General features: G+C 72.2%; 22 protein-coding genes. 9 read left to right on the plus strand and 13 right to left on the minus strand.

The window, feature by feature from the left end; genetic code table 11:
• Positions 1 to 9: 9 nt before the first annotated feature.
• Positions 10 to 1,593 (minus strand): FAD-binding protein, encoded by a 1,584-nt coding sequence (locus tag IE290_RS21170; protein ID WP_191246420.1) that lies wholly within the window; start codon positions 1,591 to 1,593, stop codon positions 10 to 12.
• Between the two features lie 99 nt (positions 1,594 to 1,692).
• Here IE290_RS21170 and kstD point away from each other — a divergent pair, with 99 nt between their 5' ends.
• From kstD to chsH3, 5 genes are read left to right on the plus strand one after another with little or no spacing between them, the layout of a single operon-like run.
• Positions 1,693 to 3,360 (plus strand): 3-oxosteroid 1-dehydrogenase, encoded by a 1,668-nt coding sequence (gene kstD / locus IE290_RS21175; RefSeq protein WP_191246421.1) that lies wholly within the window; start codon positions 1,693 to 1,695, stop codon positions 3,358 to 3,360.
• Positions 3,357 to 4,493, plus strand: a complete 1,137-nt coding sequence (locus tag IE290_RS21180) for a 3-ketosteroid-9-alpha-monooxygenase, oxygenase component (RefSeq protein ID WP_373300484.1) — start codon at positions 3,357 to 3,359, stop codon at positions 4,491 to 4,493. The genes kstD and IE290_RS21180 overlap by 4 nt, the downstream gene beginning before the upstream one ends.
• A complete protein-coding gene (locus IE290_RS21185) occupies positions 4,490 to 4,756 on the plus strand; it encodes a hypothetical protein (protein WP_020418782.1) in 267 nt (88 codons plus the stop codon). Before IE290_RS21180 ends, IE290_RS21185 begins: the two co-directional genes overlap by 4 nt.
• On the plus strand, positions 4,746 to 5,759 hold the full coding sequence (locus IE290_RS21190) for a ferredoxin--NADP reductase (RefSeq protein WP_191246422.1): 1,014 nt from the start codon (positions 4,746 to 4,748) through the stop codon (positions 5,757 to 5,759). The genes IE290_RS21185 and IE290_RS21190 overlap by 11 nt, the downstream gene beginning before the upstream one ends.
• An 11-nt stretch (positions 5,760 to 5,770) precedes the next feature.
• Positions 5,771 to 6,634 carry an enoyl-CoA hydratase ChsH3 gene (chsH3, locus tag IE290_RS21195; RefSeq protein WP_191246423.1) on the plus strand — a complete coding sequence of 288 codons (864 nt, stop codon included), beginning with the start codon at positions 5,771 to 5,773 and terminating at the stop codon, positions 6,632 to 6,634.
• On the opposite strand, the gene IE290_RS21200 is transcribed toward chsH3, so the two are convergent.
• Positions 6,621 to 7,187: a DUF5134 domain-containing protein gene (locus tag IE290_RS21200; RefSeq protein ID WP_191246424.1), complete on the minus strand. Its 567-nt coding sequence runs from the start codon at positions 7,185 to 7,187 to the stop codon at positions 6,621 to 6,623. The genes chsH3 and IE290_RS21200 overlap by 14 nt on opposite strands.
• An 87-nt stretch (positions 7,188 to 7,274) precedes the next feature.
• Here IE290_RS21200 and IE290_RS21205 point away from each other — a divergent pair, with 87 nt between their 5' ends.
• Complete coding sequence (locus tag IE290_RS21205) at positions 7,275 to 7,676, plus strand: hypothetical protein (protein WP_229874642.1); 402 nt, start codon at positions 7,275 to 7,277, stop codon at positions 7,674 to 7,676.
• 174 nt (positions 7,677 to 7,850) lie between these two features.
• Here the strand turns inward: IE290_RS21205 and IE290_RS21210 are convergent, their stop codons facing one another.
• From IE290_RS21210 to IE290_RS21235, 6 genes are read right to left on the minus strand one after another with little or no spacing between them, the layout of a single operon-like run.
• A complete protein-coding gene (locus IE290_RS21210) occupies positions 7,851 to 9,020 on the minus strand; it encodes a lipid-transfer protein (RefSeq protein WP_191246425.1) in 1,170 nt (389 codons plus the stop codon).
• Complete coding sequence (locus tag IE290_RS21215; RefSeq protein ID WP_191246426.1) at positions 9,017 to 9,403, minus strand: MaoC family dehydratase; 387 nt, start codon at positions 9,401 to 9,403, stop codon at positions 9,017 to 9,019. The genes IE290_RS21210 and IE290_RS21215 overlap by 4 nt, the downstream gene beginning before the upstream one ends.
• Complete coding sequence (locus IE290_RS21220; protein WP_191246427.1) at positions 9,400 to 10,266, minus strand: bifunctional MaoC family dehydratase N-terminal/OB-fold nucleic acid binding domain-containing protein; 867 nt, start codon at positions 10,264 to 10,266, stop codon at positions 9,400 to 9,402. Before IE290_RS21220 ends, IE290_RS21215 begins: the two co-directional genes overlap by 4 nt.
• Positions 10,263 to 11,405, minus strand: coding sequence for an acyl-CoA dehydrogenase family protein (locus IE290_RS21225; protein WP_191246428.1), 1,143 nt, complete (start codon positions 11,403 to 11,405; stop codon positions 10,263 to 10,265). Before IE290_RS21225 ends, IE290_RS21220 begins: the two co-directional genes overlap by 4 nt.
• Positions 11,405 to 12,427, minus strand: coding sequence for an acyl-CoA dehydrogenase family protein (locus IE290_RS21230; RefSeq protein WP_191246429.1), 1,023 nt, complete (start codon positions 12,425 to 12,427; stop codon positions 11,405 to 11,407). Before IE290_RS21230 ends, IE290_RS21225 begins: the two co-directional genes overlap by 1 nt.
• A gap of 57 nt (positions 12,428 to 12,484) precedes the next feature.
• Positions 12,485 to 13,882 (minus strand): WS/DGAT/MGAT family O-acyltransferase, encoded by a 1,398-nt coding sequence (locus IE290_RS21235; protein ID WP_191246430.1) that lies wholly within the window; start codon positions 13,880 to 13,882, stop codon positions 12,485 to 12,487.
• A 38-nt stretch (positions 13,883 to 13,920) separates the two neighbouring features.
• Here IE290_RS21235 and IE290_RS21240 point away from each other — a divergent pair, with 38 nt between their 5' ends.
• Complete coding sequence (locus tag IE290_RS21240) at positions 13,921 to 15,165, plus strand: alpha/beta hydrolase (protein ID WP_191246431.1); 1,245 nt, start codon at positions 13,921 to 13,923, stop codon at positions 15,163 to 15,165.
• A 193-nt stretch (positions 15,166 to 15,358) separates the two neighbouring features.
• On the opposite strand, the gene IE290_RS21245 is transcribed toward IE290_RS21240, so the two are convergent.
• The 3 genes from IE290_RS21245 to IE290_RS21255 all read right to left on the minus strand — a co-directional run bounded on the left by IE290_RS21245 (position 15,359) and on the right by IE290_RS21255 (position 21,694).
• Positions 15,359 to 16,504, minus strand: a complete 1,146-nt coding sequence (locus IE290_RS21245) for an SWIM zinc finger family protein (protein WP_191246432.1) — start codon at positions 16,502 to 16,504, stop codon at positions 15,359 to 15,361.
• A gap of 424 nt (positions 16,505 to 16,928) precedes the next feature.
• Complete coding sequence (locus IE290_RS21250; RefSeq protein ID WP_373300485.1) at positions 16,929 to 19,667, minus strand: SCO1167/SCO6262 family helicase; 2,739 nt, start codon at positions 19,665 to 19,667, stop codon at positions 16,929 to 16,931.
• A gap of 32 nt (positions 19,668 to 19,699) precedes the next feature.
• Positions 19,700 to 21,694 (minus strand): acyl-CoA dehydrogenase family protein, encoded by a 1,995-nt coding sequence (locus IE290_RS21255; RefSeq protein ID WP_191246434.1) that lies wholly within the window; start codon positions 21,692 to 21,694, stop codon positions 19,700 to 19,702.
• Positions 21,695 to 21,811: 117 nt separating this feature from the next.
• On the opposite strand from IE290_RS21255, the gene kstR reads away from it, so the two are divergent.
• Together kstR and IE290_RS21265 are read left to right on the plus strand one after the other, a co-directional pair.
• Positions 21,812 to 22,447 (plus strand): cholesterol catabolism transcriptional regulator KstR, encoded by a 636-nt coding sequence (kstR, locus tag IE290_RS21260; protein WP_191246435.1) that lies wholly within the window; start codon positions 21,812 to 21,814, stop codon positions 22,445 to 22,447.
• 127 nt (positions 22,448 to 22,574) lie between these two features.
• Positions 22,575 to 23,507, plus strand: coding sequence for a serine hydrolase (locus IE290_RS21265; RefSeq protein ID WP_229874643.1), 933 nt, complete (start codon positions 22,575 to 22,577; stop codon positions 23,505 to 23,507).
• A gap of 89 nt (positions 23,508 to 23,596) precedes the next feature.
• Here IE290_RS21265 and IE290_RS21270 read toward each other — a convergent pair whose 3' ends face one another.
• Together IE290_RS21270 and IE290_RS21275 are read right to left on the minus strand one after the other, a co-directional pair.
• A complete protein-coding gene (locus tag IE290_RS21270; RefSeq protein ID WP_191246436.1) occupies positions 23,597 to 24,406 on the minus strand; it encodes an LLM class F420-dependent oxidoreductase in 810 nt (269 codons plus the stop codon).
• Positions 24,403 to 25,233, minus strand: a complete 831-nt coding sequence (locus IE290_RS21275) for an LLM class F420-dependent oxidoreductase (protein ID WP_191246437.1) — start codon at positions 25,231 to 25,233, stop codon at positions 24,403 to 24,405. The genes IE290_RS21270 and IE290_RS21275 overlap by 4 nt, the downstream gene beginning before the upstream one ends.
• Positions 25,234 to 25,555 lie beyond the last annotated feature (322 nt).

Raw genomic sequence — 25,555 nt, forward strand, 5'->3', positions numbered from 1 at the left:
TTTTTGTCATCACTGCGCCCGCCGAGCTGCGGAAATTCCGGCCCTTCGCCCGGAAAACACGCAGTCGGCCAGAGACAGACCACTCACGTACGACCTGGAACAGATTCCCACCGCGGACCGGCCGGCCGCGTACAACCCGGCGATGCCCGCGCCGTCGGCGTCCCGCACCTGACCGGTCGACTCGTCGACCACGAGCCCGCCGAGCGTGAGCATCGGGCACGGGAAACCCAGGCTGGGCTTGATGGAGACGTCGATCAGCGAGAACGGCGGCGTCCGGACCGGCCGCACGTACTCGGCCGGCTTGCCGGCCGGGTCCGCGGCGCCCGCGTCCGCCGCCGCGTTGTAGGCCTCGACGCTCGCCCGGAGGCCGTCCGGATCGACCCCGGCCTTGCGCGCCACCTCGTCCAGACTGTTCGCTGACACCCGACCGCGTTGCAGCAGGTAGCGGGCCTGCAGCCACTGGAACCACTGGCTCTCCCGACGCGCGGTGCGGCGCGCTTCGGCGATCGTCTCGGCGTCGGCGAGCAACCAGCCCTTGCCGTCGTGCTTGCCGATCATGACCTCGCCGACCGCGGCGCCGTAGCGGGACTCGTCGATGATCCGCCGCCCGGCGACGTCGACCAGCACGCCCTTGAGCATCGCGCTGGGCGGGGTGACGAACCGCCATGCGGAAACCCGGTGCATCTCGGCGGTCGCGGCGCCCACCGCGGTACCCAGCCCGATGCCGGAACCGTCGTCGGCGATCGTGCCGAGCGCCAGCCCGCCGCGGTAGGCCGGGGCGTGCTCGCGCACCAGCGCCCGGTTGAAGATGAACCCGCCGGCCGCGATCACCACCCCGCGCCGGGCGGTCAGTTCCACTTCGCGGGCGTACCGCCGCTCCAGCCGCTCGATCCGGTGCTGCAGCGCCTTGCGGACGCTGGGCACGTAGATGCCGGGCTTGGCGGCGTACCGCGCCATGCGGGCGTGCGCGGCGCGGACCCGGGCGGGCGCGTCCCGCATCGTGCGGACGCGCACGCCGGTCACGGTGCCGTTCTCCACGATCAGCGACTCGGCCCGCGTGCCGGGCAGGACCCGCACGCCGCGCTGACGCGCCGCCTGGGCCAGCCGGGCGAACAGCAGCTTCCCCGACGTGCCCGGCCCCTTGGTGCGGTGCCCGCGCGCGGCCGGTTTCGCCAGGTCGCGGAACCCGCCGGCGGACTCGCTGCCGGAGTAGTACAGGTAGTATTCGTCGTTGGGGTACGAGGTCTTGTACGGGCATAGGCTGCCCTCGAACGGCACCCCGTTGCGCTCCAGCCACTCGATCATGCCCGGGCTCTGCTCACAGAAGCGCCGAAGCGTCTCCGCCGACACCGCCTCGCCGACCTCGAGCCGCAGGTAGTCGTACATGGCGTCGACCGAGTCGTCGACCCCGGCCTCCCGCTGCTGGGCGGTGCCCCCGCCCGCGTAGACGACGCCGCCGCTCAGCGCGGTCGCCCCGCCCCCGTCGAACCGGTCCAGCACGAGCACATCCGCGCCCGCATCGGCGGCCTCGATCGCCGCACAGGCGCCGGCCGCTCCGAACCCGATCACGATCACATCCGCCGTCTGGTTCACACCCGCTACCCTAGAACTGAAACACGTTCTCGTCTATCGTGACGGACGGGCCGACGAACAGGCGCTGCGCAATGTGGAACGTGTTATAGCGGAGGTGGCATGACCGACGAGTTCGACGTCGTGGTGGCCGGCAGCGGCGCGGCCGGCCTGACCGCCGCCCTCGCGGCCGCCGACGCCGGCCTGTCCGTGGTGGTGGTCGAGAAGGCAGCCAGGTTCGGCGGATCCACGGCCCGATCGGGTGGCGGGGTGTGGATCCCGGGCAACGAGGCGCTGCGCGTGGCCGGCGTGGAGGACACCCCGGAGGCGGCGCGCGCCTACCTGGAGGCCATCGTCGGCGACGTCGTACCCGCCGAGCTGCGACAGGCCTTCCTCGACCACGGCCCCGAGGTGGTGTCGTTCGTGCACCGGGTCACGCCGCTGCGCCTGCAGTGGGTGCCCGGCTACTCCGACTACCACCCCGAGGCGCCCGGCGGCCGGGCCGGCGGCCGCTCGGTCGAGCCGACGCCGTTCGACGGCAGGCTGCTCGGCGCCGAACTGGCCAACCTCGAACCGCCCTACAGCGGGGCGCCGCTCGGCGTGCCGATCACCCAGGCGGACTACCGCTGGCTGAGCCTGATCGCCCGGCACCCGAAGGGGCCGCTGCGGGTGCTGCGCATCGGCGCGCGCTGGCTCGCCGGGCTGGCCCGCGGCAAGCGGCTGCTGTCGATGGGCCAGGCGCTGGCCGCCGGGCTGCGGGCCGGGCTGCTGCGCGCCGGCGTGCCGGTGTGGCTGGAGACTCCGCTGCTCGACCTGGTCACCGAAGACGAGCGGGTCACCGGTGTGGTGGTCCGGCGGGACGGTCGGGAGGTGACCGTGCGGGCGCGCCTGGGGGTCGTGCTCGCCGCCGGCGGGTTCGAGCACAACGAGGAGATGCGCGCGAAGTACCAGCGCAGCCCGATCGGCACCGAGTGGACCGTGGGCGCGAAGGCCAACACCGGCGACGCGATCACCGCCGGGCTCAAGCTCGGCGCGTCGGTCGCCCTGATGGACGACGCGTGGTGGGGCCCGACGATCCCGCTGACCGGCGGCCCGTGGTTCGCCCTCGCCGAGCGCTCGCGGCCCGGCTGCATCCTGGTCAACGCGCGTGGCGAACGGTTCGTCAACGAGTCCGCGCCCTACGTCGAGGCGGTGCACGCGATGTACGGGCCGGGCGACGGGCCCGCGGAGAACATCCCCACCTGGCTGATCTTCGACCAGCGCTACCGCGACCGGTACATGTTCACCGGCGTCGGGCCGCGGCAGAAGCTGCCCGGGCGCTGGTTCAAGGCGGGGATCGTGGCCAAGGCGCCCACCCTGGCCGAACTGGCCGCCCGCATCGAGGTGCCGACCGCGGCTCTGGAAGCCACCGTCGAGCGGTTCAACGGCTTCGCCCGGCGCGGTGTCGACGAGGACTTCCACCGCGGGCGCAGCGCCTACGACCACTACTACGGCGACCCCCGCCACAAGCCGAACCCCAGCCTCGGCCCGCTCGAGAAGGCCCCGTTCTACGCGGTCAAGATCGTGCCCGGCGACCTGGGCACGAAGGGCGGGCTGCGCACCGACACCCACGCCCGCGTGCTGCGCGAGGACGGGTCGGTGATCCCCGGGTTGTACGCGGCCGGGAACACCAGCGCCGCGGTCATGGGACACACCTACGCCGGGCCCGGCGCCACGATCGGGCCGGCCATGGTCTTCGGGTTCCTTGCCTCACGCCACCTGGCCACCCAGAATCGCACTGGAGGTCGATGATGACTGAAGTCCGCACGATCGACGCGGGTGCGCCGCCGGCGCGGTTCGCCCGCGGCTGGCACTGCCTGGGCCTGGCCGAGACGTTCCGCGACGGGAAACCGCACGCCGTCAACGCGTTCGGCACCAAGCTCGTGGTGTTCGCCGGGGAGGACGGCGAGCTCAACGTCCTGGACGCCTACTGCCGCCACATGGGCGGCGACCTGAGCCAGGGCAGCGTCAAGGGCAACGAGGTCGCCTGCCCGTTCCACGACTGGCGCTGGGGCGGCAACGGCAAGTGCGTCTCGATCCCCTACGCCAAACGGGTTCCGCTGCGCGCCCGCACCCGGTCGTGGATCACGTTGGAGGAGAACAAGCAGCTTTTCGTGTGGCACGACCCGCAGGGCAACCCGCCGCCGCCGGACGTCGTGATCCCCCGCATCGACGGCATCTTCAGCGGCGAGTGGAGCAACTGGACCTGGGACTCGGTGCTGATCGAGGGGTCCAACTGCCGCGAGATCATCGACAACATGGTCGACATGGCCCACTTCTTCTACATCCACTACGCGTTCCCGACCTACTTCAAGAACGTGTTCGAGGGCCACATCGCGACGCAGTACCTCAACACCAAGGGCCGCCCGGACGTCGGGATGGCGTCCAACTACGGCGGCGAGGACAACCTGCTGCGCTCGGAGGCGTCCTACTTCGGGCCGTCGTACATGATCAACAAGCTGCTGAACACGTACAAGGGCTTCGAGATCGAAAACGTGCTGATCAACTGCCACTACCCGGTGACGCCGACCTCGTTCGTGCTGCAGTGGGGGGTGAGCGTGAAGAAGCTGCCGGGCGTGTCGGACGAGCAGGCGGACAAGATCGCCGGCAAGTTCGCCAAGAGCATCGGGGTGGGTTTCCTGCAGGACGTGGAGATCTGGAAGAACAAGACCCGCATCGACAACCCGCTGCTGTGCGAGGAGGACGGCCCGGTCTACCAGCTGCGCCGCTGGTACGAGCAGTTCTACACCGACGTCGAGGACATCACCGAGGACATGACGCGGCGGTTCGAGTTCGAGGTGGACACCACCAAGGCCAACGAGGTGTGGGCGCGGGAGGTGGCCGAGAACCTGGCCCGGCAGCAGGAGGCGGGGGTCGCCGGATGACCACCGCCGAGCGCACCGAGTTCCTGGCCGGTGGCCTGCGGCCGCACGCCTGCGCGTCGTGCGGCACGCGGGTGCTGGTGAAGAAGAACAGCGTCAAGCACACCAGCATCCAGTGGACCACCGACGCGGGCAGCTGCCCGGTGTTCGCGCAGGAGGTCGCCGAGGGGCGCAACACCGCGCTGCTGGACACGTGCCCCAAGCTGGTGGACAGCATCGACGCGGCTGTGCGGGACGGGGAGTTCGGGGTTCTCGATGCCGGATAGCTACACACTGACCGTCGCCGAAGTGATCGCGGAGACGGCCGAGGCGTCGTCGATCGTGTTCGACGTGCCGGAGGAGCACGCGTCGAAGTTCGCGTACCGGCCCGGACAGTTCCTGACGCTGCGCGCGGGTGAGGCGGCGCGATGCTATTCGTTGTCCAGCGCGCCGCACGAGGGTTCGCGGCTCAAGGTGACTGTGAAACGCACTGAGGGCGGGTACGGGTCGAACTGGTTGTGCGACAACGTCTCCGCCGGGTCCAGTGTGGATGTCTTGCCCCCGTCCGGGGTGTTCACGCCCGCGTCGCTGGACGCCGACCTGCTGTTGATGGCGGGTGGCAGCGGGATCACGCCGGTGATGTCGATCCTGAAGTCCGCGCTGGTTTCCGGCGGCGGGCGGATCGTGCTGGTGTACGCGAACCGGGACTCCTCGTCGGTGATCTTCGCCTCCGAGCTGGCCGCGCTGGCGCGGGAGCATCCGGAGCGGCTGGTCCTGGTGCACTGGCTGGAGAGCGTGCAGGGGCTGCCGTCGGTGACGCAGCTACGTGAGCTGGTCCGGCCGTACGCGGAGTTCGACGCGTTCGTGTGCGGGCCCGAGGCGTTCATGACGGCCGGGAAGCAGGCGTTGAAGGACCTCGGGATGCCGCGGCAGCGGATCCACCTGGAACGGTTCGTGTCGCTGGGCGGGAATCCGTTCGAGGATCGCGCGGAGGCCGCAGCTTCGGAGGAGGCCGGGACGACTGCGTTGTCGGTGGATCTGGACGGTTCACAGCACTCCTTTTCCTGGCCGCGTCAGGAGAAGCTGCTGGACTTCCTGCTGGCGCGCGGGCTGGACGCGCCGTACTCGTGCCGGGAGGGGCAGTGCAGCGCGTGCGCGTGCCGGATCGTCTCCGGTGAGGTCAAGATGCTGAACAACGAGGTCCTGGATTCCGAGGACATCGCCGACGGCATCGTGCTGGCGTGCCAGTCGGTACCGTTGACCGACGAAGTGTCGGTCACCTACGAGTAGGAGGGCCCGCGTTGCCCATCGATCCCGACGTCGCCATCGGTGCCGAGCTCGACGAGCTGACGTTCGAGTGGATGCCCTCCGACGTGCTGCTCTACCACCTGGCGCTGGGCGCGGGCGCCCGGCCGGCGGACCCGCGGGAGCTGCGCTACACCTTCGAGCGTGACCTGCGGGTGCTGCCGACGTTCGCGACGGTCGCGGCGAACCTGCGGATCTACGAGCCGCCGGCGGTCTCGTTCCCGGGGATCGAGATCGACCTGGCGAAGGTGGTGCACGGAACGCAGGCGGTGACCGTGCACCGGCCGATCCCGGTCGAGGGCAAGGCGGTGGCGCGGACGCGGATCGTGGACGTCCTGGACAAGGGCAAGGCGGCGGTGATCGTCAACGAGACGTCGGTGACGTCCACGGACGGGTCGCCGCTGTGGACGGCGCGGTCGAGCATCTTCGCCCGCGGCGAGGGCGGGTTCGGCGGTTCGCGGGGGACTTCGGAGCGGGTCGAGCTGCCGGAGCGGGAGCCGGACGCGGTGATCGACACGCCGACGCTGCCGCAGCAGGCGCTGATCTACCGGCTGTGCGGTGACCGGAACCCGCTGCACATCGACCCGGAGTTCGCCCGTTCGGCGGGGTTCGAGGCACCGATCCTGCACGGGCTGTGCACGTACGGAATCGTCGCCAAGGCGGTCACGGACGCGCTGCTGGACGCCGACGTCACCCGGGTCGGGTCGTTCTCCGCGCGGTTCGCGGGGATCGTGCTGCCCGGGGAGACGCTGCGGACGCGGGTGTGGGACGAGGGCGATCGCCTGCTGGTGGCGACTGTCGCGGTCGAGCGCGACGCGCCGGTGCTGGCGGACGCGGTGCTGGTGCCTACAGGCCGGTGACCAGCATGTAGGCCATGCCGACGCCCATCAGGGCGCGGCAGACCTGGCGGACCGCGCGGTGGTCACGCAGGCTCTCGGTGCGGGCCCAGCGCGCGCCGAGGATGCCCGAGCGGACGCTGTCGACGGCGAAGTAGGCGATCCCGGCCAGGGCGAGCGCCGGCCAGGCGAGTTCGCCGGGCGTCATGGACATCCAGGGCCCGTCGCCGTGGCCGGGCATCGCGGTGATCATGTACAGCATCGCGGCGGCGGAGACCAGGTGGTGCCCCGCGCAGCACCGCCGCCCCCGCAACACGGCGACGAAGAACCAGCCGGCCGTGAGGACGAGGATCGCCTGCCACCCGGCCGCCGGGATGGGCCCCCCGAGCGGCGAGACCATCGCGAGCATCGCCAGGACCATCAGCAGTTCGGCGAGGTCCTGCTGGCGCGTGTCGGCGGTGGTGGTGGCGTCCAGGCGCACCAACCGGACCACGCTGGGCACAGCGAGCATCGCGAACGCCACCGTCAGGCTCCACGCAACCACGGCCGGGATGTGCACGTCCTCAAGTTCGCCCATGAAGTGCCGTGGGCGCTAGAGGTCATCGAGGTGAATTCCACACCGCGAGACGACGCAGCCGGTGATGACCCGGCAGAACGGGGCCCCGTGGAGGACGACGCCGAGACCGAAATCCTGCGCGGGTGCCGGCACACGTTCCTCTACGCCGTGGCCGGGTTCGCCTGGTTCTTCGCGGCCCATCAGGCCGTGTGGTGGTACGCGCGGGCGTGCCACAACCCTGGCGTCAGCCCCCTCATCCTGGTGGCGTTGCCAGCCGACTTGGTGGTCATGACGCTGGCCGTACTCGGGGTGCACCGACTGCACCGCCGATTGTGGCCGCACCTTCGCTGGTGGACGCCGGCGGTCCTGCTGGCGGCGGCCCTGCTGGTCACCTGGCTCTACTGGGTGATCAACATCCCGCTGTTCGTCGATCCCTACAGCCCCAAGATGTCCTGCTGGTTCGAGCACCCGGACGGGTGGCCCTCCTGGATCCCGGTTCCCACCCACTGAAAATCGCCGGTGTTTCATGCGTACTGTGACGGGAACCACACAGAGTAGGCGACGTCAGGAAGGACGAAAGACGATGCCGGCCACCGAACCGATCAGCGACAACCCCACCGTGCTCGACGACGACACCCCGCCCGAGACGGTCCTCGTCGACGACGAGAGCCACCTCATCCGCGGCTACGACTGAGCCAGCACCAGCCCGCTCGTCGGCACACCCGTACCGGCCGTCACCAGCACGTGCGACACCGACGACACCTGGTTGCAGGACGTCCCGCGAATCTGCCGCACCCCCTCGGCGATGCCGTTCATCCCGTGGATGTACGCCTCGCCGAGCTGACCGCCGTGCGGGTTGAGCGGCAGCGAGCCGTCCAGCTCCAGCGCCCCAGACGCGACGAACCCCGGCGCCTCCCCGCGCCCGCAGAACCCCAGCTCCTCCAGCTGCATCAGCACGTACGGCGTGAAGTGGTCGTACAACACGGCCACATCCATGTCCGCCGGCCCGGCCCCGGCCTGCGCCCACAGCTGCCGCGCGACCACCCCCATCTCGGGCAGTCCCGCGAGTTCGTCCCGGTAGTAGCTGGTCATGATGTACTGGTCCGGTCCGCTGCCTTGCGCCGCCGCCGCGATCACCGCCGGCTTCTGCCGCAGGTCCCGGGCCCGGTCCACACTGGTCACCACCAGCGCGACGCCGCCGTCGGACTCCTGGCAGCAGTCCAGCAACCGCAGCGGCTCGGCGATCCACCGCGACGCCTGGTGCTCCTCCAGCGTGATCGGCTTGCCGTGGAACCACGCCGCCGGGTTCGTGGCCGCGTGCTTGCGGTCCAGCACCGCCACCCGGCCGAAGTCCTCGGTCGACGCGCCGTAGTCGTGCAGGTACCGCCGCGCCACCATCGCCACCGTGGCCGCCGGGGTCGCCAGGCCCATCGGGTAGTGGAACGCGTTGTCCACCCCCGACGAGTTCACCTGCCCCGCCGCCGCGGACGACACCTGCCCGAACCGGTGCCCGGACCGCTCGTTGAACGCCCGGTAAGCCACCACCACCTCGGCCACCCCGGTCGCGACCGCCATCGCCGCCTGCTGCACCGTCGCCGCGGCCGCGCCGCCGCCGTAGTGGATCCGGCTGAAGAACGTCAGCTCCGGGATGCCCAGCTCCCGCGCCACCGCGATCTCGGCGTTGCCGTCCATCGTGAACGACACCAGACCATCCACATCGGACGGCCGCAGACCGGCGTCGTCCAGCGCCGCCCGCACCGCCTCGGCCGCCAGCCGCAGCTCGCTGCGCCCCGAGTCCTTGGAGAACTCCGTCGCGCCGATCCCGGCGATCGCCGCCTTGCCCGACAGTGTCATGCCGCCAGCTCCACGGTCACGGTTCCGCTCACGTGCGCCCCCAGTCCGCCGGTCCCGGTCACCTCGACAACCGCGACGCGCCCGTCCACCGACGCCACGCGCCCGGTGAACACCAGCCGATCCCCGGCGTAGCAGGGCACGCCCAGCTTGATCTTGATCGACCGCACCAGCGCGTCCGGCCCCGCCCAGTCCGTGACGAACCGCTGCACCAGCCCGGTGTCGGTGAGGATGTTGAGGAAGATGTCCTTCGAGCCGCGCGCGACCGCCGCGTCCCGGTCGTGGTGCACGTCCTGGAAGTCCCGCGTGGCCAGGGCCGTGCTGATCACGAACGTCGGCGTGACGTCGAAGGCCAGCTCGGGCAGCTCGGTTCCGGCGGTGATCATCGCGCCACCCGCCAGGCCGGCAAAGTGAGGTCGTCGTCCACCTTCAGGAAGGTCGCGGTCACCGGCAGTCCGATGTGGACCTCCGCCGGATCGGCGCCGACCAGCTCGCCCAGCATCCGCACCCCCTCCTCCAGCTCGACCAGCGCGATCACGAACGGCAGCTGCTTGCCCGGCACGGCCGGCCGGTGGTGCACCACGTAGCTGTAGACGGTGCCGCGCCCGCTCGCCACGATCCAGTCCGGTTTCGCGTCCAGGTCGCCGTCCGGCGGCATTGGCCCGGGCGGGTGCCGCAGTGTGTCGCCCCAGCGCTGGATCCGCAGCTCACCGGCCTTGGTGCCGTCCCAGAAGAACTCGGTGTCCCGGCTGATCACCGGCCGCAACGCACCCGGCGACGACGGTGGCGGCGCGAACTTCAGCACCCGGAACAGCATGTCGGCGACCAGCTCGTCGCCGACGTACCAGGAGGTGCGGGTGGTGACGAACCAGCCCTCGCCCAGCGCGGTCCGCTTCGGGCCGACCACCGATTCCAGCGCGGTCGAGGCCGACACGTGCTCGCCGACGCGCAGGTAGCGGTGGTAGGTCTGTTCGGAGTTCGTCGCGACCACCGAGGTGTACCCGGCCTCGTCGAGCACGGCCATCATCGCGCCCAGCGGATCGTCCGCCGCGCGCTGCCCGTGCAGGCCGTTCATCGTCCACACCTGCGCCATCGCCGGCGGCGCGATCCCCTCGGTGTACCGGGGGTTGGTGTCGCCGATCGCCTCGACCCAGTTGTTGATCATCGCCTGGTTCACCGGATCGCGCGCCAGGCGCCGGGACGACTCGCCCTGAGCGCGGATCCGGGCCGCCGCGTCCTCGACGCTCATCGCGGCACCCTCGGCAGCTTCAGCCCGGCCATCGCGATCAGCTCACGCTGGATCTCGTTCACGCCACCCCCGAAAGTCAGCACTATGTTCCGCCGCGCCAGCACGTCCAGCCACTCCGCCAGCGCGGCCGTGCCCGGATCGGACAGATCCCCGTGCCGCGCCACGATCTCCTCCATCAGCCGCGCCACCCGCTGGATGCGGTCCGAGCCGAACACCTTGGTCGCCGACGCGTCCGCGATGTCCGGTTCCGCCGCGGCGACCTGCCAGTTGAGCAGCTCGTTGATCCGCACCACGGCGAGCGTCTCGCCCAGTGCGCGGCGCACGTCGGGCTCACCGAGCAGGTCGCGCGCGGCGGCCCAGGCGCGCACCCGGTCGTAGAGCCCGCCGATCCGGCCGGCCGGCCCGAGCATGACCCGCTCGTGGTTGAGCTGCGTGGTGATCAGCTTCCAGCCCTGGTTCTCCTCGCCGACCCGCATCGACACCGGGACCCGGACGTCGGAGTAGTAGGTGGCGTTGACGTGGTGCGCGCCGTCGCAGGTGATGATCGGCGTCCACGAGTAGCCGGGATCGCGGGTGTCGACGATGAGGATCGAGATGCCCTTGTGCTTGGGCGCGTCCGGGTCGGTGCGCACGGCGAGCCAGATGTAGTCGGCGTCGTGGCCGCCGGTGGTGAAGATCTTCTGCCCGTTGACCACGTAGGACTCACCGTCGCGCACCGCGGTGGTGCGCAACGACGCCAGGTCCGTGCCCGCGTCCGGTTCGGTGTAGCCGATCGCGAAGTGCACCTCGCCGGCCAGGATCTTCGGCAGGAAGAACGCCTTCTGCTCCGGCGTGCCGTGCTCCTGCAGGGTCGGCCCGACGGTCTGCAGCGTCACCGACGGCAGCTGCACGTCGGCGCGAGCGGCCTCGTCGGCGAAGAGGTGCTGCTCGAGGTCGCCGAACCCGCCGCCGCCGTACTCCTCGGGCCAGCCCACGCCGAGCCGCCCGTCGCTGCCCATGCGCCGCACGATGCGGCGGTAGACCTCGCCGTGCCGCTCCCGCAGCAGCGCCTGCCGCTCCTCGGGGGTGATCAGCCCGGCGAAGTACTCGCGCAGCTCGTCCCGCAGTTTCCGTTGCGGGGCAGTGAGTTCGATGTGCATCAGCCCTCCACCAGGTCGCCGAGCCGGTCCAGCCGCGTGCTCGCGCCGCCGGTGACCGCGGCGAGTTCCTTGACCAGCCCGTAGTGCCGGTGCAGCGGGTAGGTGATGTCGACGCCGAGGCCGCCGTGCAGGTGGTGGCACAGCGCGAGCGCCTTCGGCGCCTCCTCGGCGAGCCAGTACGCGGCCACGGCCAGGTCCTCGTCCGGGTCGAGCCCCTCGGCGAGCCGCCACACCGCGGACAACGCGGCCAGGTGCAGTGTGCGCGAGGTGATGTAGACGTCGGCGATCTGCTGGGCCACCGCCTGGAACGTCGCGAGTGGACGGCCGAACTGCTCGCGCCGCCGCACGTGCTCGGTGGTCAGCGCGAGCGCCCCGGCCACGGCGCCGTCACCGAGCGCGACCGCGCCGGCGAGCGCGAACCGGTGCAGGTCCGCCACCGACCCGTCGCGCAACAGGTCCGCCTCGCCCACGCGCACGCCGGACAGGCGCAACGACGTGCCGTGCACCTCCGCGCCCGGCGCCCGCGGATCGACGAGGAACACGCCGGTGCCCCACGGCAGCGTGGCCGGCACGAGCACACACCGGGCCTCGGCCAGCGACGGCACCAGGGTCTTCGTGCCAGTCAGCGCCCAGCCCCCGTCCGCGGCCACGGCCTCGGTCGAGGGCTGCGTGACGAACGGCGCGGACGGTTCGTGCAGCGCGGCCGTGACGACCGCCTCGCCGGAGGCGATCTCCGGCAGCCACCGCGCCCGCTGTTCCGGAATGCCCAGCCGGTTCAGCGGCAGCACCCCGAGTGCGAGGGCTGCGAGCGCCGGCACGTGCGCGCCCGCCCGGCCCACCTCGGTCAGCACCACCGCGACCTCGGCCGGCCCGAGCCCGTCCCCGCCCAGCTCGGGCGGCAGGGCGAGCGCCAGCAGGCCGGCCTTCGCCAACGCCGGCCACGCGTGCTCGGGATCCCGGGCCAGGACCTCCGCGGTCAGCGCGGCGATCTCGGCCTGGGTCGCGTCCAGGGTGAAGTCCACACCGGCTCCTCGGCTGCAAGACTGAAACCTGTTCTAGTCTTAGCCGAGGAGCGGCGTTCAGGCAAGGGTGGAGGCCGCGTCCAGCAGTTCCTTCATCTCGTCGCGCATGGCGTCGGCCAGCGACCACAGATCTGGAACGAGTTCTCGTGCGGCGAGCAGGCCGATGTCGACCTTGCCCGCGTAGGACAGCACGGTCACGTTCAGCCCCGCGCCGTGGAACACCGGGCCGAGCGGGTAGAACGCGGTGACCCGCGCGCCGACGAAGTACAGCGGCATCGGCGGGCCGGGCACGTTGGAAACGACCAGGTTGTGCACCACCGGGTGCTTGTCGGCCAGCCGCAGCGCCGCGTAGGCCCGCACCGCGAGCCCGAACAGGCCGGACGCGGCGAACTGGGCCCAGTCCTGCAGCATGTCGGCGTCGATGGAGTGGTGGTGCTCCTTGGCCTGGCGGTTGCTCTCGGCGACCGCGTAGACCCGGGCGGCGGCCTCCGGCAGGTGGGTGGGCAGGGTCGCGAAGAACGCGGACACCTTGTTGTTGCTGTCGCCCTCCTGGCTGGTGCGGTCCAGCGTCGACACCGGGACGGTCGCCACCAGCGGGTCCTTGGGCAGCTCGCCGCGCGCCTGCAGGTACCGGCGCAGCCCGCCCGCGCACAACGCCAGCACCACGTCGTTCACCTTCACCCCGAAGGCGTTCTTCACGGTCTTGACGTCGTCCAGCTCGACCGTGCTGTAGGCGATGGCGCGCACGCTGGAGATGGTGGAGTTGAACGAGGTGCGCGGCGCGGTGAACGGCACCGGCATGCCCTGGCGGCGCAGGGCGCGGCCGATCCAGCGGGGCGCCATGCTCGCCAGGCCGGGCAGCAGTTTCGCCATCTCCACCGGACGGCGCGCCAGCTCCTGCACGCTGGTGCGGAGCAGCTCGAGGTGCGAGGGCGGCGCGGGGTTGCGCTCGGGCTCGGGCAACGGCGGAAGTTCACCCGGTTCGGTGCCCGCCAGGTAGGCGATCAGGCTCGCGCCGCCGACGCCGTCGACGGTCGCGTGGTGCATCTTGAACATCACCGCGATCCCGTCGTCCGGGAGACCCTCGATCACGTACAGCTCCCACAGCGGGCGGCCACGGTTGAGCGGCTGGCCGGCGAAGTGGGCGCACAGCTCGGCCAGCGTCTCGCGGTCGCCGGGCGCGGGCACAGCGACGCGGTGCAGGTGGTGGTCGATCTCGAACGCATCGTCCTCCACCCACACCGGGTGCAGGAAGTTCAGCGGGGAATTGTGCAGTTTGCGGCGGAACTCCGGGATCGCGGCGATGCGCTCGGCGAGCGCGCGCTTGAACTCGGGGAAGCGGTATCCGCCCGGTATGGTCGATCCGTCCAGCGTGAGCAGTCCGCACACGTGCAGCACCTGCGAAGACGTTTCCAGGTACAGGAAACTGGCGTCGAGTCCACTCAGCGGTCGCACCTGCTCAGGGTAAGCGAGATTGACTACGATCACGGAGTATGCGACCCCGTTTCCTCACCCGCCGGGCGATCCAGCTGGCCCTGACCGCGAACGCGCTCCGCCCGGTGCCGGGGGTGCGGGCGTCGGTGCCCGCGTTCTTCGCCGGGTGGCTGACCGGGGAGCTTGCGCCGCACCTGCTCGCGCTGACCGCGGCCGACACGGCGGCGCACCTGGCGCGGCACGGGGCGCGGTCGGTGCCGGATCGTGTCGGGGTGGGCCTGGCCGCGGCGTCGGCCGCCGGGCTGGGGTCGCTGATCGTCACCTCGCAGCGGGCCCGGGGCGCGGTGGAGGACGCGCTGGCCGAGGCGCTCGGGCCGGAGTACGTGGCGGACCTGTCGCGGCCGCCGGACGCGAAGGACCTGGCGACGCCGTGGGGACAGCTGGTGCTGCCGTTCCGGATGCGCAACCGGGACGTGCGGCGGGACCGCAACCTGGCGTACGCGCCGGGCGGCAAGCGGTTCCTGATGGACATCTACCGGCCGCGGGAGCCGGTCGAGGGGCGGCCGGTGCTGCTGCAGATCCACGGTGGCGCGTGGATGATCGACAGCAAGGACCACCAGGGGATCCCGCTGATGCTGCACATGGCGCAGCGCGGGTGGGTGTGCGTGGCGGTGAACTACCCGCTCTCGCCGAAGGCGCGCTGGCCGGACCACATCGTCGGGGTGAAGCGGGCGGTGGCGTGGATCCGGGAGCACGTTCATGAGTACGGGGGTGATCCGTCGTTCCTGGCCGCGACGGGTGGTTCGGCGGGCGGTCACCTGGCCGCGCTGCTCGCCCTGACCCCGAACGACGCCGGCCTGCAGCCGGGTTTCGCGGAGGCGGACACATCGGTGCAGGCGTGCGCCCCGCACTACGGCGTGTACGACTTCGCCGCGACGAGCGGTTCGCCGGCGAGCAAGCAGCGGCTGCACGGGCTGCTGGCGAGGTACGTGGTGGGCAAGGACCCGGTGCGGTTCCTGGACGACTACATCGCCGCCTCGCCGCTGGACCGGATCACCGAGAAGGCGCCGCCGTTCTTCGTGATCCACGGCGCGCACGACTCGCTGGTGCCGGTCCGGGAGGCGCGCGAGTTCGTCCGGCGCCTACGGGAGACCTCGGAGCAGCCGGTGGCGTACGCCGAGCTGCCGGGGGCGCAGCACGCGTTCGACGTGTTCCCGTCGATCCGGTCGGCGCACGTGGTGCGCGGGGTGGAGCGCTTCCTGGAGTGGACGTACCTGCGCTGGCTGCGCGACCAGCGGGGCTAAGGGTTGGTGGACGCGCTCCCGGGCACCGTGTCGACTGCGCCCGGCGCCGTGTCGCCCCCTCCCGGGCACCGTGTCGGCCCTCCCAGCAGCGTGTTGGCCCCTCCGGGCACCGTGTAGGCCCTCCCCGGCACCGCGCTGGCCCCTCCCGGGCACCACGTTGACCGCGCCCTGCTGTGCCGTTCCCTCGGAGTAGTCACAGCAGGTCCAGCGGTTGCGCCGCGCCGGGGCCGTCGGGCAGCCAGTCCTGGAACCGGCGCGTGAAGCGGTACCACCGGCCATCCCGCCCGAGGCGGAGTTGCAGCGCGCCGCGCGTGAGGCGGTTGCGCCAGATCCTCGTCTCGCCAGGCAGGCCCGACTCGTCCAGCTCGGCGATCACCGCGTAGAACGCCCCGGGCGGTGGCTGCCACGTCTCCCGCAGCGCGGCGAAACCGCCGCGGCCGGCCTCGCGCCAGGCGATCGCCCACCGGGTCAGCTCGCGGGTCGACATGCCGGCCCCGGCGGCCAGAGCGGCGATCGTGCCGTCGTGCAGGGCGGTGGCCGCGCGGCGGACCAGATCCTCGTCCACCGAGAGGTCCGGCTCGGCTTCGCCGGTGGTCAGCAGCCGCCACGCCCGGGCGGCGGCGTCGGTGGCGAGGGCGGCCAGCGCCTCTCTTCGGAGCCCGGTCGCCGGGGGCGGCGAGACGTCAGCGGGCCGCCCCGGCGCGGCGGGCGGAGGCGGCAGCGCCGGTGGGTCGGCGGGCTCCCGCGCGAAGGCGTCCGCGGGCGCGATGCCCTGTTCGGCCGGCTTCGGCAGCTCCGGCCGCGTGGGACGACGACGTCGGGCTCGCAGATCGCCGAGTAGTTCGGCGCGGTCCTTGCCCCGCAGCAGGAACAGCACGAACGGGTCCCCGTCGACCTCGTCCGCCACCAGGTAGCAGGCAGCGGCGGAATGCTTGCACGGATCGGCGAAGTCCGGGCACGAGCAGCGCGGTTTCAGATCGCCCGGCCCGGGGAGCAGATCGGCCCCGGCGGCGCGGGCGGTCTCGGCGACCTCCGGGGGAAGCTCGCCGTCGAGCAGGGCCGCGGTGTAGCCGGCTTGTCGTCCGAGGGTCGCCAGCAGCGTGTCCCACTGCGCGGTCGTGAAGCGGTGCGTGCGGATGGTCACGCGGTAGGGCACCGGCCGCGAGCCACGTACCTGCGCGCGAATCTCGCCTGCGCTGACCTCGAGCGCGCTGACCAGGCCCTTGCGCGCGTAGGTGCGCCCACGCGGAAGCCGGTTGGGATCGAGCTTGGCGCGCCCCTCGAGGGCCTGCACCCACGCCCGGCCCCACCACGTGCGCCCGAATCCCCGGCGGCTCACCCCGGATCACTCCCGCCCGGCACAGCTGGCACAGCGCCCGGAACGGCCATCACGGCGGGCGAAACGGCCAACACGCCGCCCGAGGCGGCAAACACAGCGCCCGGGGCGGGCAACACACCGCCCGGAACGGCAAAACATGGTGCCCGGAACGGCAAACACACCACCTGGAACGGCCAACACGGTGCCCGTAAAAGGAAACACGGCGCCCGAGCGGCAAACAGGGCGCCCCGAGGGGCAAACGCGGCGCCCGGGGCGGCCACCACGGTGCCCGGGGCGGCCACCGCGGCGCCCGGCGCGGCCAACCCGGTGCCCGAAGCGGCCACCACGGTGCCTGGGGCGGCCAACACGGCGCCGGGGCGGGCGGAGCCGCGCGCGAGGCGGCCGCCTGAGCGGCGCCTCCGCCCGGCCGAGCCCGCGCGCACGTTCATCCCGGCTCTCCCAGCCGCACGAGGTCGGTCAGCTCCGCGTCGCTCAGCTCGGTGATCCAGTCCTCCCCCGCGCCGATCACGCTCTCGGCCAGCCCGCGCTTCTCCGCGAGCACCCCGGCGATCCGCTCCTCCAGCGTGCCCTCCGCGATGAGCCGGTGGACCTGCACCGGCCGGTCCTGTCCAATCCGGTACGCGCGGTCGGTCGCCTGGTCCTCCACCGCCGGGTTCCACCACCGGTCGTAGTGGATCACGTGCGTCGCGCGGGTCAGGTTCAGCCCGACCCCGCCGGCCTTGAGCGACAGCAGGAACACCGGCACGTCACCCCGCTGGAACCGGGCCACCATCTCCTCCCGCCGCCGCGCCGGATCGGCGCCGGACAGCAGCTGCACCGGCAGCCCGCGTTCGGCCAGCCGCGCCTCCAGCAGCCGGCACAGCTGCACGTACTGGCTGAACACCAGCACGCTCTCGCCCTCGTCGAGGATCACGTCCAGCAGCTCCTCGAACGCGGCGAGCTTGCCCGACCGCCCGGCGACCGGCCCGTTCTCCTTGAGGTACTGCGCCGGGTGGTTGCAGATCTGCTTCAGCTCGGTGAGCAGCTTGAGCACCTGCCCGCGCCGCTGCACGCCCCGCGACTCGCGGATCACCGCCAGGTTCTCGCGCACCACCGCCTCGTACAGGGTGGCCTGCTCGGTGGTCAGCGGCACGTACCGGTCGGTCTCGGTCTTGCGCGGCAGCTCCGGCGCGATGTCCGGGTCGGTCTTGCGGCGCCGCAACAGGAACGGCCGCACCATCGCGGCCAGGCGTTCCACACTGCCGGCGTCGCGGTCGCGCTCGACCGGGCGCGCGATCGTGCGACGGAAATGCTCCAGCGTGCCGAGCAGACCCGGCGTGGTCCAGTCCAGAATGGACCACAGTTCGGTGAGCCGGTTCTCCATCGGCGTGCCGGTCAACGCGATACGCGCCGCGGCGGGGATCTTGCGGAGCTCCTTCGCCGTCACCGAAAGCGGGTTCTTGACGTGCTGCGCCTCGTCGGCCGCGACCATCCCCCAGTCCACTTCGGACAGTATCGCCCGGTCGCGGCGCAGCACACCGTAGGTGGCGAGGACGACCTCGTCGGGCTCCAGGTCGTCCAGGTGCCGCCGGCCACCGTGGAAACGCCGCACCGGGACCTTCGGCGCGAACCGGGCGAACTCGCGCTCCCAGTTGCCCAGCAGCGACGTCGGGCACAGCACCAGCGTCGGACCGGACGGGCGGCGGTGCAGGTGCAGGGCGATGAGCTGGATCGTCTTGCCCAGGCCCATGTCGTCGGCGAGGATGCCGCCGAGGCCCAGCTCGGTCATCCGGGCCAGCCAGGACAGCCCGGTCCGCTGGTACGGCCGCAGCGTGGCCTGCAGGTCGCAAGAAGGCTCGACCGGCCCGGCCGGGGTGCGCAACCGGTCCACGAGACCGTCGAGCGCGGGCGGCGCGGCGAACTCCAGCTCCTCGTCGTCGACCCGCAACCCGCCGGTCAGGGCCGCGGCCAGCGCCTGCGCGCCGGTGACGGTGCGGCCCCGGCGACGCAGGCGGGCCAGCAGGTGCGAGTCGACGCGCACCCACTGCCCGCGCAGGCGCACCAGCGGACGCTTGGCCTCGGCGAGGGCGGTGACGTCGGCCTCGCTGAGGGTTTCGCCGCCCAGGCTGAGCTGCCAGCGGAACCGCAGCAGGTCGGTCAGCCGGAACACGGCCCCGCCCTCGCTGCCCGGCGACGGCGTCACGCTCGCCTTGGCCCGCACCGGTTCGGCGAACATGCCGCGCGGCCACAGCACCTCGATACCGGCGGACGCCAGGGCGTCGCGGCCGCCGTCGAGCAGCTCGACGACCTCGGAGTCGTCCAGGGCCAGCTCGCTGGGCGTGGCGGCTTCGAGCACGCGCCCCAGCGGGGCCCACGCGCGGGCGCCCCGCCGGAGCCCGATGAGCAGTTGGGCCTCGACCTGCTCGCCGAAGCGGGACAAGACGGCGTCCGGCGCGTCCCACAGCGTGGCCGCGTCGACGACCAGGCTGGGGTCGGCGCGGCTGCGCACGGCGAGCACGCCCGTGAAGACGAAGTCGTCGCCGGTCTCGCGAACCTCGACGCGGAGCTGGAGCTGCGCGCCGGCCTCCTGCTCGGCGGCGAGGTCGTTGAGCCAGGCGACGCTGTCCTCGCCGAGCAGGGTCGGCTCCGCGGCGGCGAAGGCGGGACCACCAGCCACCACACGGGCCGCGGGGGTGCGGACGAGCACGTCGGCGGTGGCGTCCCACAGCGCGCGAACGAGTGTTTCGGGCGAATGCAGGCGGATGCGCTTGAGGCCGGACAGCGGGAGGGCGTGCGCCTCGGGCGGCAGTGCGGCGGCCAGGTCGCGCAGCAGGTCCTCGTCGGCGGAGTCGAGCGGCCCGGCGCGCCAGGCGTCCACACCGGACGGACTCGCGGCGGGCAGGAGCCGGCCGCGGGCGACGAGGTTCAGGCCCGCGCTGACCGCCGCCGACCACGCCCGCACGGACGGGCTGCCGTCGCTCACGGCGAGCAGGCGCGGGATGGCGTCGGCGAGCGGGACGACGTGCGCGTCGACCTTGGTGCGGCGGAAGGACTTGCCGGCGCCCGCGGGCAGCACGAGTTCGACCGGCGTCGGCCCCGGCTCGTCACCCCAGACGGCGAGCACACCGTCGCGGGGCGGGTCCGAGGGCACGAAGATCGCCCTGGTCGTCTCGGTCCATTCCACGATGGCCACGATAGGCGGGGCCACCGACAGTTTCAGGAGCGCGGCAGTCCCAGCAGGCGTTCCGCCGCCACCGACAGCAGGATCTGCGTCGTCCCGCCGGCGATGCTCAGGCAGCGCGACAACAGGAATTCGTGCTGGGCGGCAGACGTTTCGCCGGTCACCAGCACCCCCTGCGGGCCCAGCAACTCCAGGGCGACCTCGGCCGCGGCCTGCCGGTGCCGGACCCCGATCAGCTTCCGCACGCTCGACTCCGGCCCAGGGTCCTGCCCGGCCAGACGCCGCAACGTCGAGCGCAGGTCGAGCAGCGCGCACGCCGACCCCTCCGCGACCAGCGCGCCCAGCCGCTCCAGCACCGCGGGATCCGGATCACGCACCGACGCCAGCAGCGACTCCACCGCCTCCCCCACCGACGATCCGCCGCTCATCGCCACGCGCTCGTTCGCCAGCGTCGTCCGGGCCAGGCGCCAGCCGCCGTTCACCTCGCCGACCACGTTCTCCGCCGGGACGAACACCTCGTCCAGGAAGACCTCGTTGAACCGCTCCACGCCGGTGATCTCGCGCAACGGCCGCACGTCGATCCCCGGGGACGACATGTCGACCAGGAAGTACGTGATGCCCCGGTGTTTGGGCGCCTCCGGATCGGTGCGCGCGAGGCAGATCGCCCAGTCCGCCTCCCGCGCGAGCGAGGTCCAGACCTTCTGCCCGGACAGCACGAACCCCCCGTCCACCGGCCGCGCCCGCGTGCGCAGCGAGGCCAGGTCGGAACCGGCGCCGGGCTCGCTGAACAGCTGGCACCAGGTCAGCTCACCGCGCAGGGTCGGCATCACGAACCGCTGCCGTTGCTCGTCCGTGCCGTGCTCGAGCAGGGTCGGCACGGCCCAGGCGCCGATCACCAGATCGGGCCGCCGCACCCCGGCTCGTGCCAGTTCGGCGTCGATCACCAGCTGCTGCGCCGGTGTCGCGTCCAAGCCGTAGGGCGCTGGCCAGTGCGGCATCAGGTAGCCACTGGTCGCGAGCCGCTCCCGGCGTTCCCCGTCGGGCAGCGCGGCGATCTCCTCGACGGTCGCCCGCACCGCCGGGTCGAAGTGCTCCGACAGGTCGACCGCCAGATCCCGCCGCGCCCCCGCCAGCGCGAGCGCGGCCGCTTCGCGTCGCCACGCGGCCGAACCGCCGAGCCACTGGCGCAGCGCGACCGCGCGGCGCAAGTACCGGTGCGCGTCGTGCTCCCACGTGAAGCCGATCCCGCCGAGCACCTGGATGCAGTCCTTCGCGGCGTCCACCGCCGCGTCCAGCGCCCCGGCGGCCGCGACCGCCGCGGCGAAGGTGTGCTGCTCCGGCGACTCGTCCGCCGCCCGGGCCGCGTCCCACGCCAGCGCTCCGGCCAGCTCGGCCCGGCACAACATCTCCGCGCACAGGTGCTTGACCGCTTGGAACGACCCGATCGGCCGGCCGAACTGCTCACGCACCTTCGCGTACTCCGAGGCCGTCGCCACGCACCACCGCGCGATGCCGGCCGCCTCGGCCGCGGCCAGCGTCGCCGCGAAGACCCGCGGATCATCGCCCTCGAACACCGTCGCTTCACCAGAACCGAGCCGGCCGAACGAGCGCGACAGGTCGAACGACTCGATCCGTTCCGCGCCCGAAGAGCGCACGCTCCACGTGTCACCGTCGGCGACCAGGACGTGCGTGGCGTCCGCGTCGAGCACCGGGCCGTCCGGCGACAACGCCACCCCCGCACTGGCCGAGCCGTCCGCGAAGGCCGGGAGCAGCTCTTTCGCCACCGGCGACTCGCCGTGACGCGCGAGCACCAGCGCCGCCAGCACCGTCCCGAACACCGGACCCGGCACCAGCGCGGCCGCGGCCTCCTCGACGGCCACCGCGGCGTCGGCGACCGTGCCGCCCGCCCCGCCCAGCTCCTCCGGCACCCCGATCCCGAACACGCCGATGGCGGCCAGGTCGTCCCGGGTCCGGCCGCCGGAGCGGATCGTTCCGGCGAGGGCACGCTGCTCCGCGGTCAGCACTGACATGCGGCTCACTATAGAACGTGTTTCAGTTTTGTGGCCAGATCCACTCGATGAGCGAGATCAGCAGGCGGACCGGTAAGCTGTCGGGTGAAACTGAAACAAGTTCCGGAGCAGGTGCCGATGGCCGCGAAAGCGAAGACGTCCACCCCACCCAAGAACGGGATGAGCGCGTTGTCCAGCGACGAGCTCGGTTCCGCCGCGCAGCGGGACCGGCGACGGCGCATCATCGACGCGACACTGGCGCTGGCGTCCAAGGGCGGGTACGACGCCGTCCAGATGCGGGCCGTGGCCGAGAAGGCCGACGTCGCGCTGGGCACCCTCTACCGCTACTTCCCGTCGAAGATCCACCTGCTGGTGTCGGGCCTGGCACGGGAGTTCGAGCGCGCGCACGAGAAGCTGCAGCGGTCGAGCATCCCGGGTGACACGCCGAGCGAGCGGCTCATCTTCGTACTCAGCCGCAACACCCGGCTGATGCAGCGCGATCCGCACCTGACCGAGGCGATGGTCCGGGCGTTCATGTTCGCCGACACCACGGCCGCCGCCGAGGTCGAGCAGGTCGGGCGGCTGCTGGAGAGCATGTTCGCGCGCGCCATGGGCATCGACGAGCCGACCGAGCACGACCGCGCGGTCTTCCACCTCATCGCCGACGTGTGGATGGCGAACCTGGTCGCGTGGGTGACCCGGCGCGCGTCCGCCGCCGACGTGGCGAACCGGTTGGAGCTGTCGGTGCACCTGCTGCTGGACAACACGCGCTGACACCGTTTCGTCGCCAACCGTCACGGTTGCTGGGAGCTTGCCCGCAGCCGGCTGTGAGTTCCCTGTAGATCACGGGAAACCGGCATCCGGCTGCAACAAGCCGTGATCAAGCCCGCGTTTGTGTGGCATGAGAAGCAGGACGGCCGGCAAGGCCGTGCTCCCGGCGGCCGTGTTCGGCGCCGTCACGATGCTCATCTTCACGGTCCAGCACCAGCCGCGGGTGTCCTCGGCGAGTTCGGTGGTGCAGGTGAGCGCACCGGCGACCGCGACGCCGGAAACGACACCGCCGAGTGTCGAGGCCGACCCGACGCCGACCGCCGTCAGCTCGCCCCCGCCGGCGGAGCACGACGAGGTCGCCGCGCGGGCCCTGGCGTTGATGCGCGAGAAGGTGGCGAGCGCCGACGCCGGGATCGAGGTCTACGACCGGGCGACCGGCGTCGTGCTGACCGAGCTCAACGCCGACCGGCAGTTCTTCTCGATGTCCGTGGTCAAGCTGCTGATCGCGCTGGATGTGCTGCGCGCCAACGGATGGGACCTGCCGGACGAGAGCATGCAGGCCCGGCTGACGCGGATGATCACCGTCAGCGACGACGACATCGCCAGCAGCCTGTGGGTTCAGCAGGGCGGCACCGCGATCGTCACCCGCATGGCGAAACTGCTGCAGCTGACCGGCACCCAACCGCCGTCTTCGCCGGGCCAGTGGGGTTCGACGAAGATCACCGCCGCGGACATGGTCAAGGTCTACAACTACATCGAGGACACCCTGCCGCGGGCCGCCCACGACCTCCTCTACAACGCGATGTACCACGCCTCCCAGGCCGGTTCGGACGGGACGAACCAGTTCTTCGGCATCCCGGACGGGCTGCCGGGCACGACGTGGGCGATCAAGCAGGGCTGGGGCACCAGCGGTACACAGGCTGTGTACAACACGACGGGCCTGCTCGGCGAGGACGCCCGGTACGTGGTGATCGTGCTGTGCAGTGCGCCGTCCCGCTACTACCGCACGCTCCCCACGGCGCTCACCGCGGGCACCAGAGCCTTGGGATCGCTGGTCGGCTGACGCCGGGCGTCAGCCGACCGGAGCGATTCCAGCCGACGCGTGGCACACGCGACGCCGTCCCGGACGCTACCGGTCACGGCATCGCGAACTCAGCTGAAGCGCGGCACGAGTGCGGCCAGGGCGTCGAGGCGGCGGAGGGTGTCGCCCTCGGAGGCGGCCGGCAGGCCCAGCGTGACGCGCTCGGCGCCGGCTTCGGCGTAGGCGTCGAGCAGGGCCGGGTCCGGCGGTGCGGACGTCGCGGTCACCGGCACCGATCCGGCCCGCGCCACCTGCTCGGCCGCCGCTTCCGGATCACGCAGGGCGTTGGGCAGCCAGCCGGCTTCCAGCCGCTTCGCGCGGTCCAGCGCCGCGGCGCTGTTGCCTCCGATGTAGACCGGCACGTCCCGGGCGGGCTTGGGCCACTGGAACACCGGGTCGAAGTTCACGTGCACACCGTGGAACTCGGCCTCGTCGTTCGTCCACAATGTCCGGAGCGCCTGGATCTGTTCGTCGAGCAGCGCCCCGCGGGTGCGGGGGTCGGTGCCGTGGTTGCGCATCTCCTCGCGGTTCCAGCCCACGCCCACCCCGAACAGGAACCGCCCGCCGGACAACAGGTCCAGACTCGCGACGGACTTCGCGGTGTGCAGGACGTCCCGCTGGATCAGCAGGGTGATGCCGGTGCCCAGCTTGAGCGTGGTGGTCGCGGCGGCGGCCGCGGTCAGCGCGAGGAACGGGTCGAGCGCGCGGTAGTAGGCCCGCGCCATCTCGCCGCCCGACGGGTACGGGGTGTCCCGGCTGACCGGGATGTGCGAGTGCTCGGCGACGAACAGGGTGTCGAACCCGCGGTCCTCGACCGCCTTGGCCAGCACGTCCGGCCGCGCGCTCTCGTCGGTGACGAAGGTCGAGATACCGAGTTTCACCGGTAGCCCTCCGCGAGTGCCGCGAGCTCGTCCAGCTTGGTCAGCGTCTCCGACTCGGGGCGGGTGCCGAGCAGGAAGGTCACGCGCTCCACGCCGGCCTCGGCGTATCCGGCCAGGGCTTCCTCGCTGCGCCCCGCGCCGAAGACGGTGAACGGGACGTCGGTGCGGCCCTGTTCGGCCAGCCAGGCGCGGACTCGCTTGATCTCCTCCGGCGGGGTGTGGGAGCGGGGCATCCAGCCGTCGGCGTGCTTGGCGAGCCGGGTGAGCGCGGCCTCGCTCTCGCCGCCGACGTAGATCGGCGGGTGCGGGCGCTGCACCGGCTTGGGCCACTGCCAGATGGGATCGAAGTCGACGTGCTTGCCGTGGAACTCGGCCTCGTCCTGGGTCCAGATCGCCTTGAGCGCCTGGATCTGCTCGTCGATCAGGGCGCCGCGGGTGCGCGGGTCGGTGCCGTGGTTGCGCATTTCCTCGCGGTTCCAGCCCACGCCGACGCCGAAGGCCACCCGGCCGCCGGAGAGCAGGTCGAGGCTCGCGACCTCCTTGGCGGTGTGGATGACGTCACGCTGGACCAGCAGGGCGACGCCGGTGAAGAGCAGCAGGTCGCGGGTCTCGGCCGCGGCGGCGGTCAGCGCCACGAAGGGGTCGAGGGTGCGGTAGTAGACGCGCGGCAGCTCACCCCCGCCCGGGTAGGGGCTCTCCCGGCTGACCGGAATGTGCGAATGCTCGGCGAGCAGCAGCGAGTCGAACCCGCGCTCCTCGAGCGCGCGGCCGAGCGCGCCAGGACGAATGCCCTCGTCGGTGATGAACGTCGAGATCCCGAACTTCATGTTTCCCGGTAACCCCGGAACCCGGGCGCGCTATTCCCCGGCCGGGCCCTTACCCGAGCGTGGGTCGTCGCGCCCGGCGCGGCCAGGGCGGCGAGCCGGTCGCCATGTGGCGGATAGCGCGGCCAGCGCCGCCACCCACGCGGACACCAGATGAGCACCCCCGTCTCCGCCCGGGCGCGGGCCGTCGCGCGTCCGGGGGCGGCCAGGGCACGCGGGCCAGGTCGGCGCAGCCGACCGCCGTGGGGTGGACAGCGCGGCCAGCCGCGCGCCCAGGCGACACTCCCGGGCGGCCAGGCCAGGCGGACGAGGTCCGCGCAGCCGG

Source organism: Amycolatopsis deserti (genome assembly GCF_014653945.1).
Taxonomy (GTDB): Bacteria; Actinomycetota; Actinomycetes; order Mycobacteriales; family Pseudonocardiaceae; genus Amycolatopsis_E; species Amycolatopsis_E deserti.

Bases quoted from the DNA above. Each gene is read 5' to 3' on its own strand.
- IE290_RS21185 (WP_020418782.1), top strand. From the start codon at position 4,490: ATGACCACCGCCGAGCGCACCGAGTTCCTGGCCGGTGGCCTGCGGCCG.
- IE290_RS21265 (WP_229874643.1), top strand. From the start codon at position 22,575: ATGAGAAGCAGGACGGCCGGCAAGGCCGTGCTCCCGGCGGCCGTGTTC.
- IE290_RS21190 (WP_191246422.1), top strand. From the start codon at position 4,746: ATGCCGGATAGCTACACACTGACCGTCGCCGAAGTGATCGCGGAGACG.
- IE290_RS21225 (WP_191246428.1), bottom strand. From the start codon at position 11,405: ATGCACATCGAACTCACTGCCCCGCAACGGAAACTGCGGGACGAGCTG.
- kstD (WP_191246421.1), top strand. From the start codon at position 1,693: ATGACCGACGAGTTCGACGTCGTGGTGGCCGGCAGCGGCGCGGCCGGC.
- IE290_RS21200 (WP_191246424.1), bottom strand. From the start codon at position 7,187: ATGGGCGAACTTGAGGACGTGCACATCCCGGCCGTGGTTGCGTGGAGC.
- IE290_RS21275 (WP_191246437.1), bottom strand. From the start codon at position 25,233: ATGAAGTTCGGGATCTCGACGTTCATCACCGACGAGGGCATTCGTCCT.
- kstR (WP_191246435.1), top strand. From the start codon at position 21,812: ATGGCCGCGAAAGCGAAGACGTCCACCCCACCCAAGAACGGGATGAGC.
- IE290_RS21240 (WP_191246431.1), top strand. From the start codon at position 13,921: ATGCGACCCCGTTTCCTCACCCGCCGGGCGATCCAGCTGGCCCTGACC.
- IE290_RS21220 (WP_191246427.1), bottom strand. From the start codon at position 10,266: ATGAGCGTCGAGGACGCGGCGGCCCGGATCCGCGCTCAGGGCGAGTCG.
- IE290_RS21210 (WP_191246425.1), bottom strand. From the start codon at position 9,020: ATGACACTGTCGGGCAAGGCGGCGATCGCCGGGATCGGCGCGACGGAG.
- IE290_RS21180 (WP_373300484.1), top strand. From the start codon at position 3,357: ATGATGACTGAAGTCCGCACGATCGACGCGGGTGCGCCGCCGGCGCGG.
- IE290_RS21255 (WP_191246434.1), bottom strand. From the start codon at position 21,694: ATGTCAGTGCTGACCGCGGAGCAGCGTGCCCTCGCCGGAACGATCCGC.
- IE290_RS21215 (WP_191246426.1), bottom strand. From the start codon at position 9,403: ATGATCACCGCCGGAACCGAGCTGCCCGAGCTGGCCTTCGACGTCACG.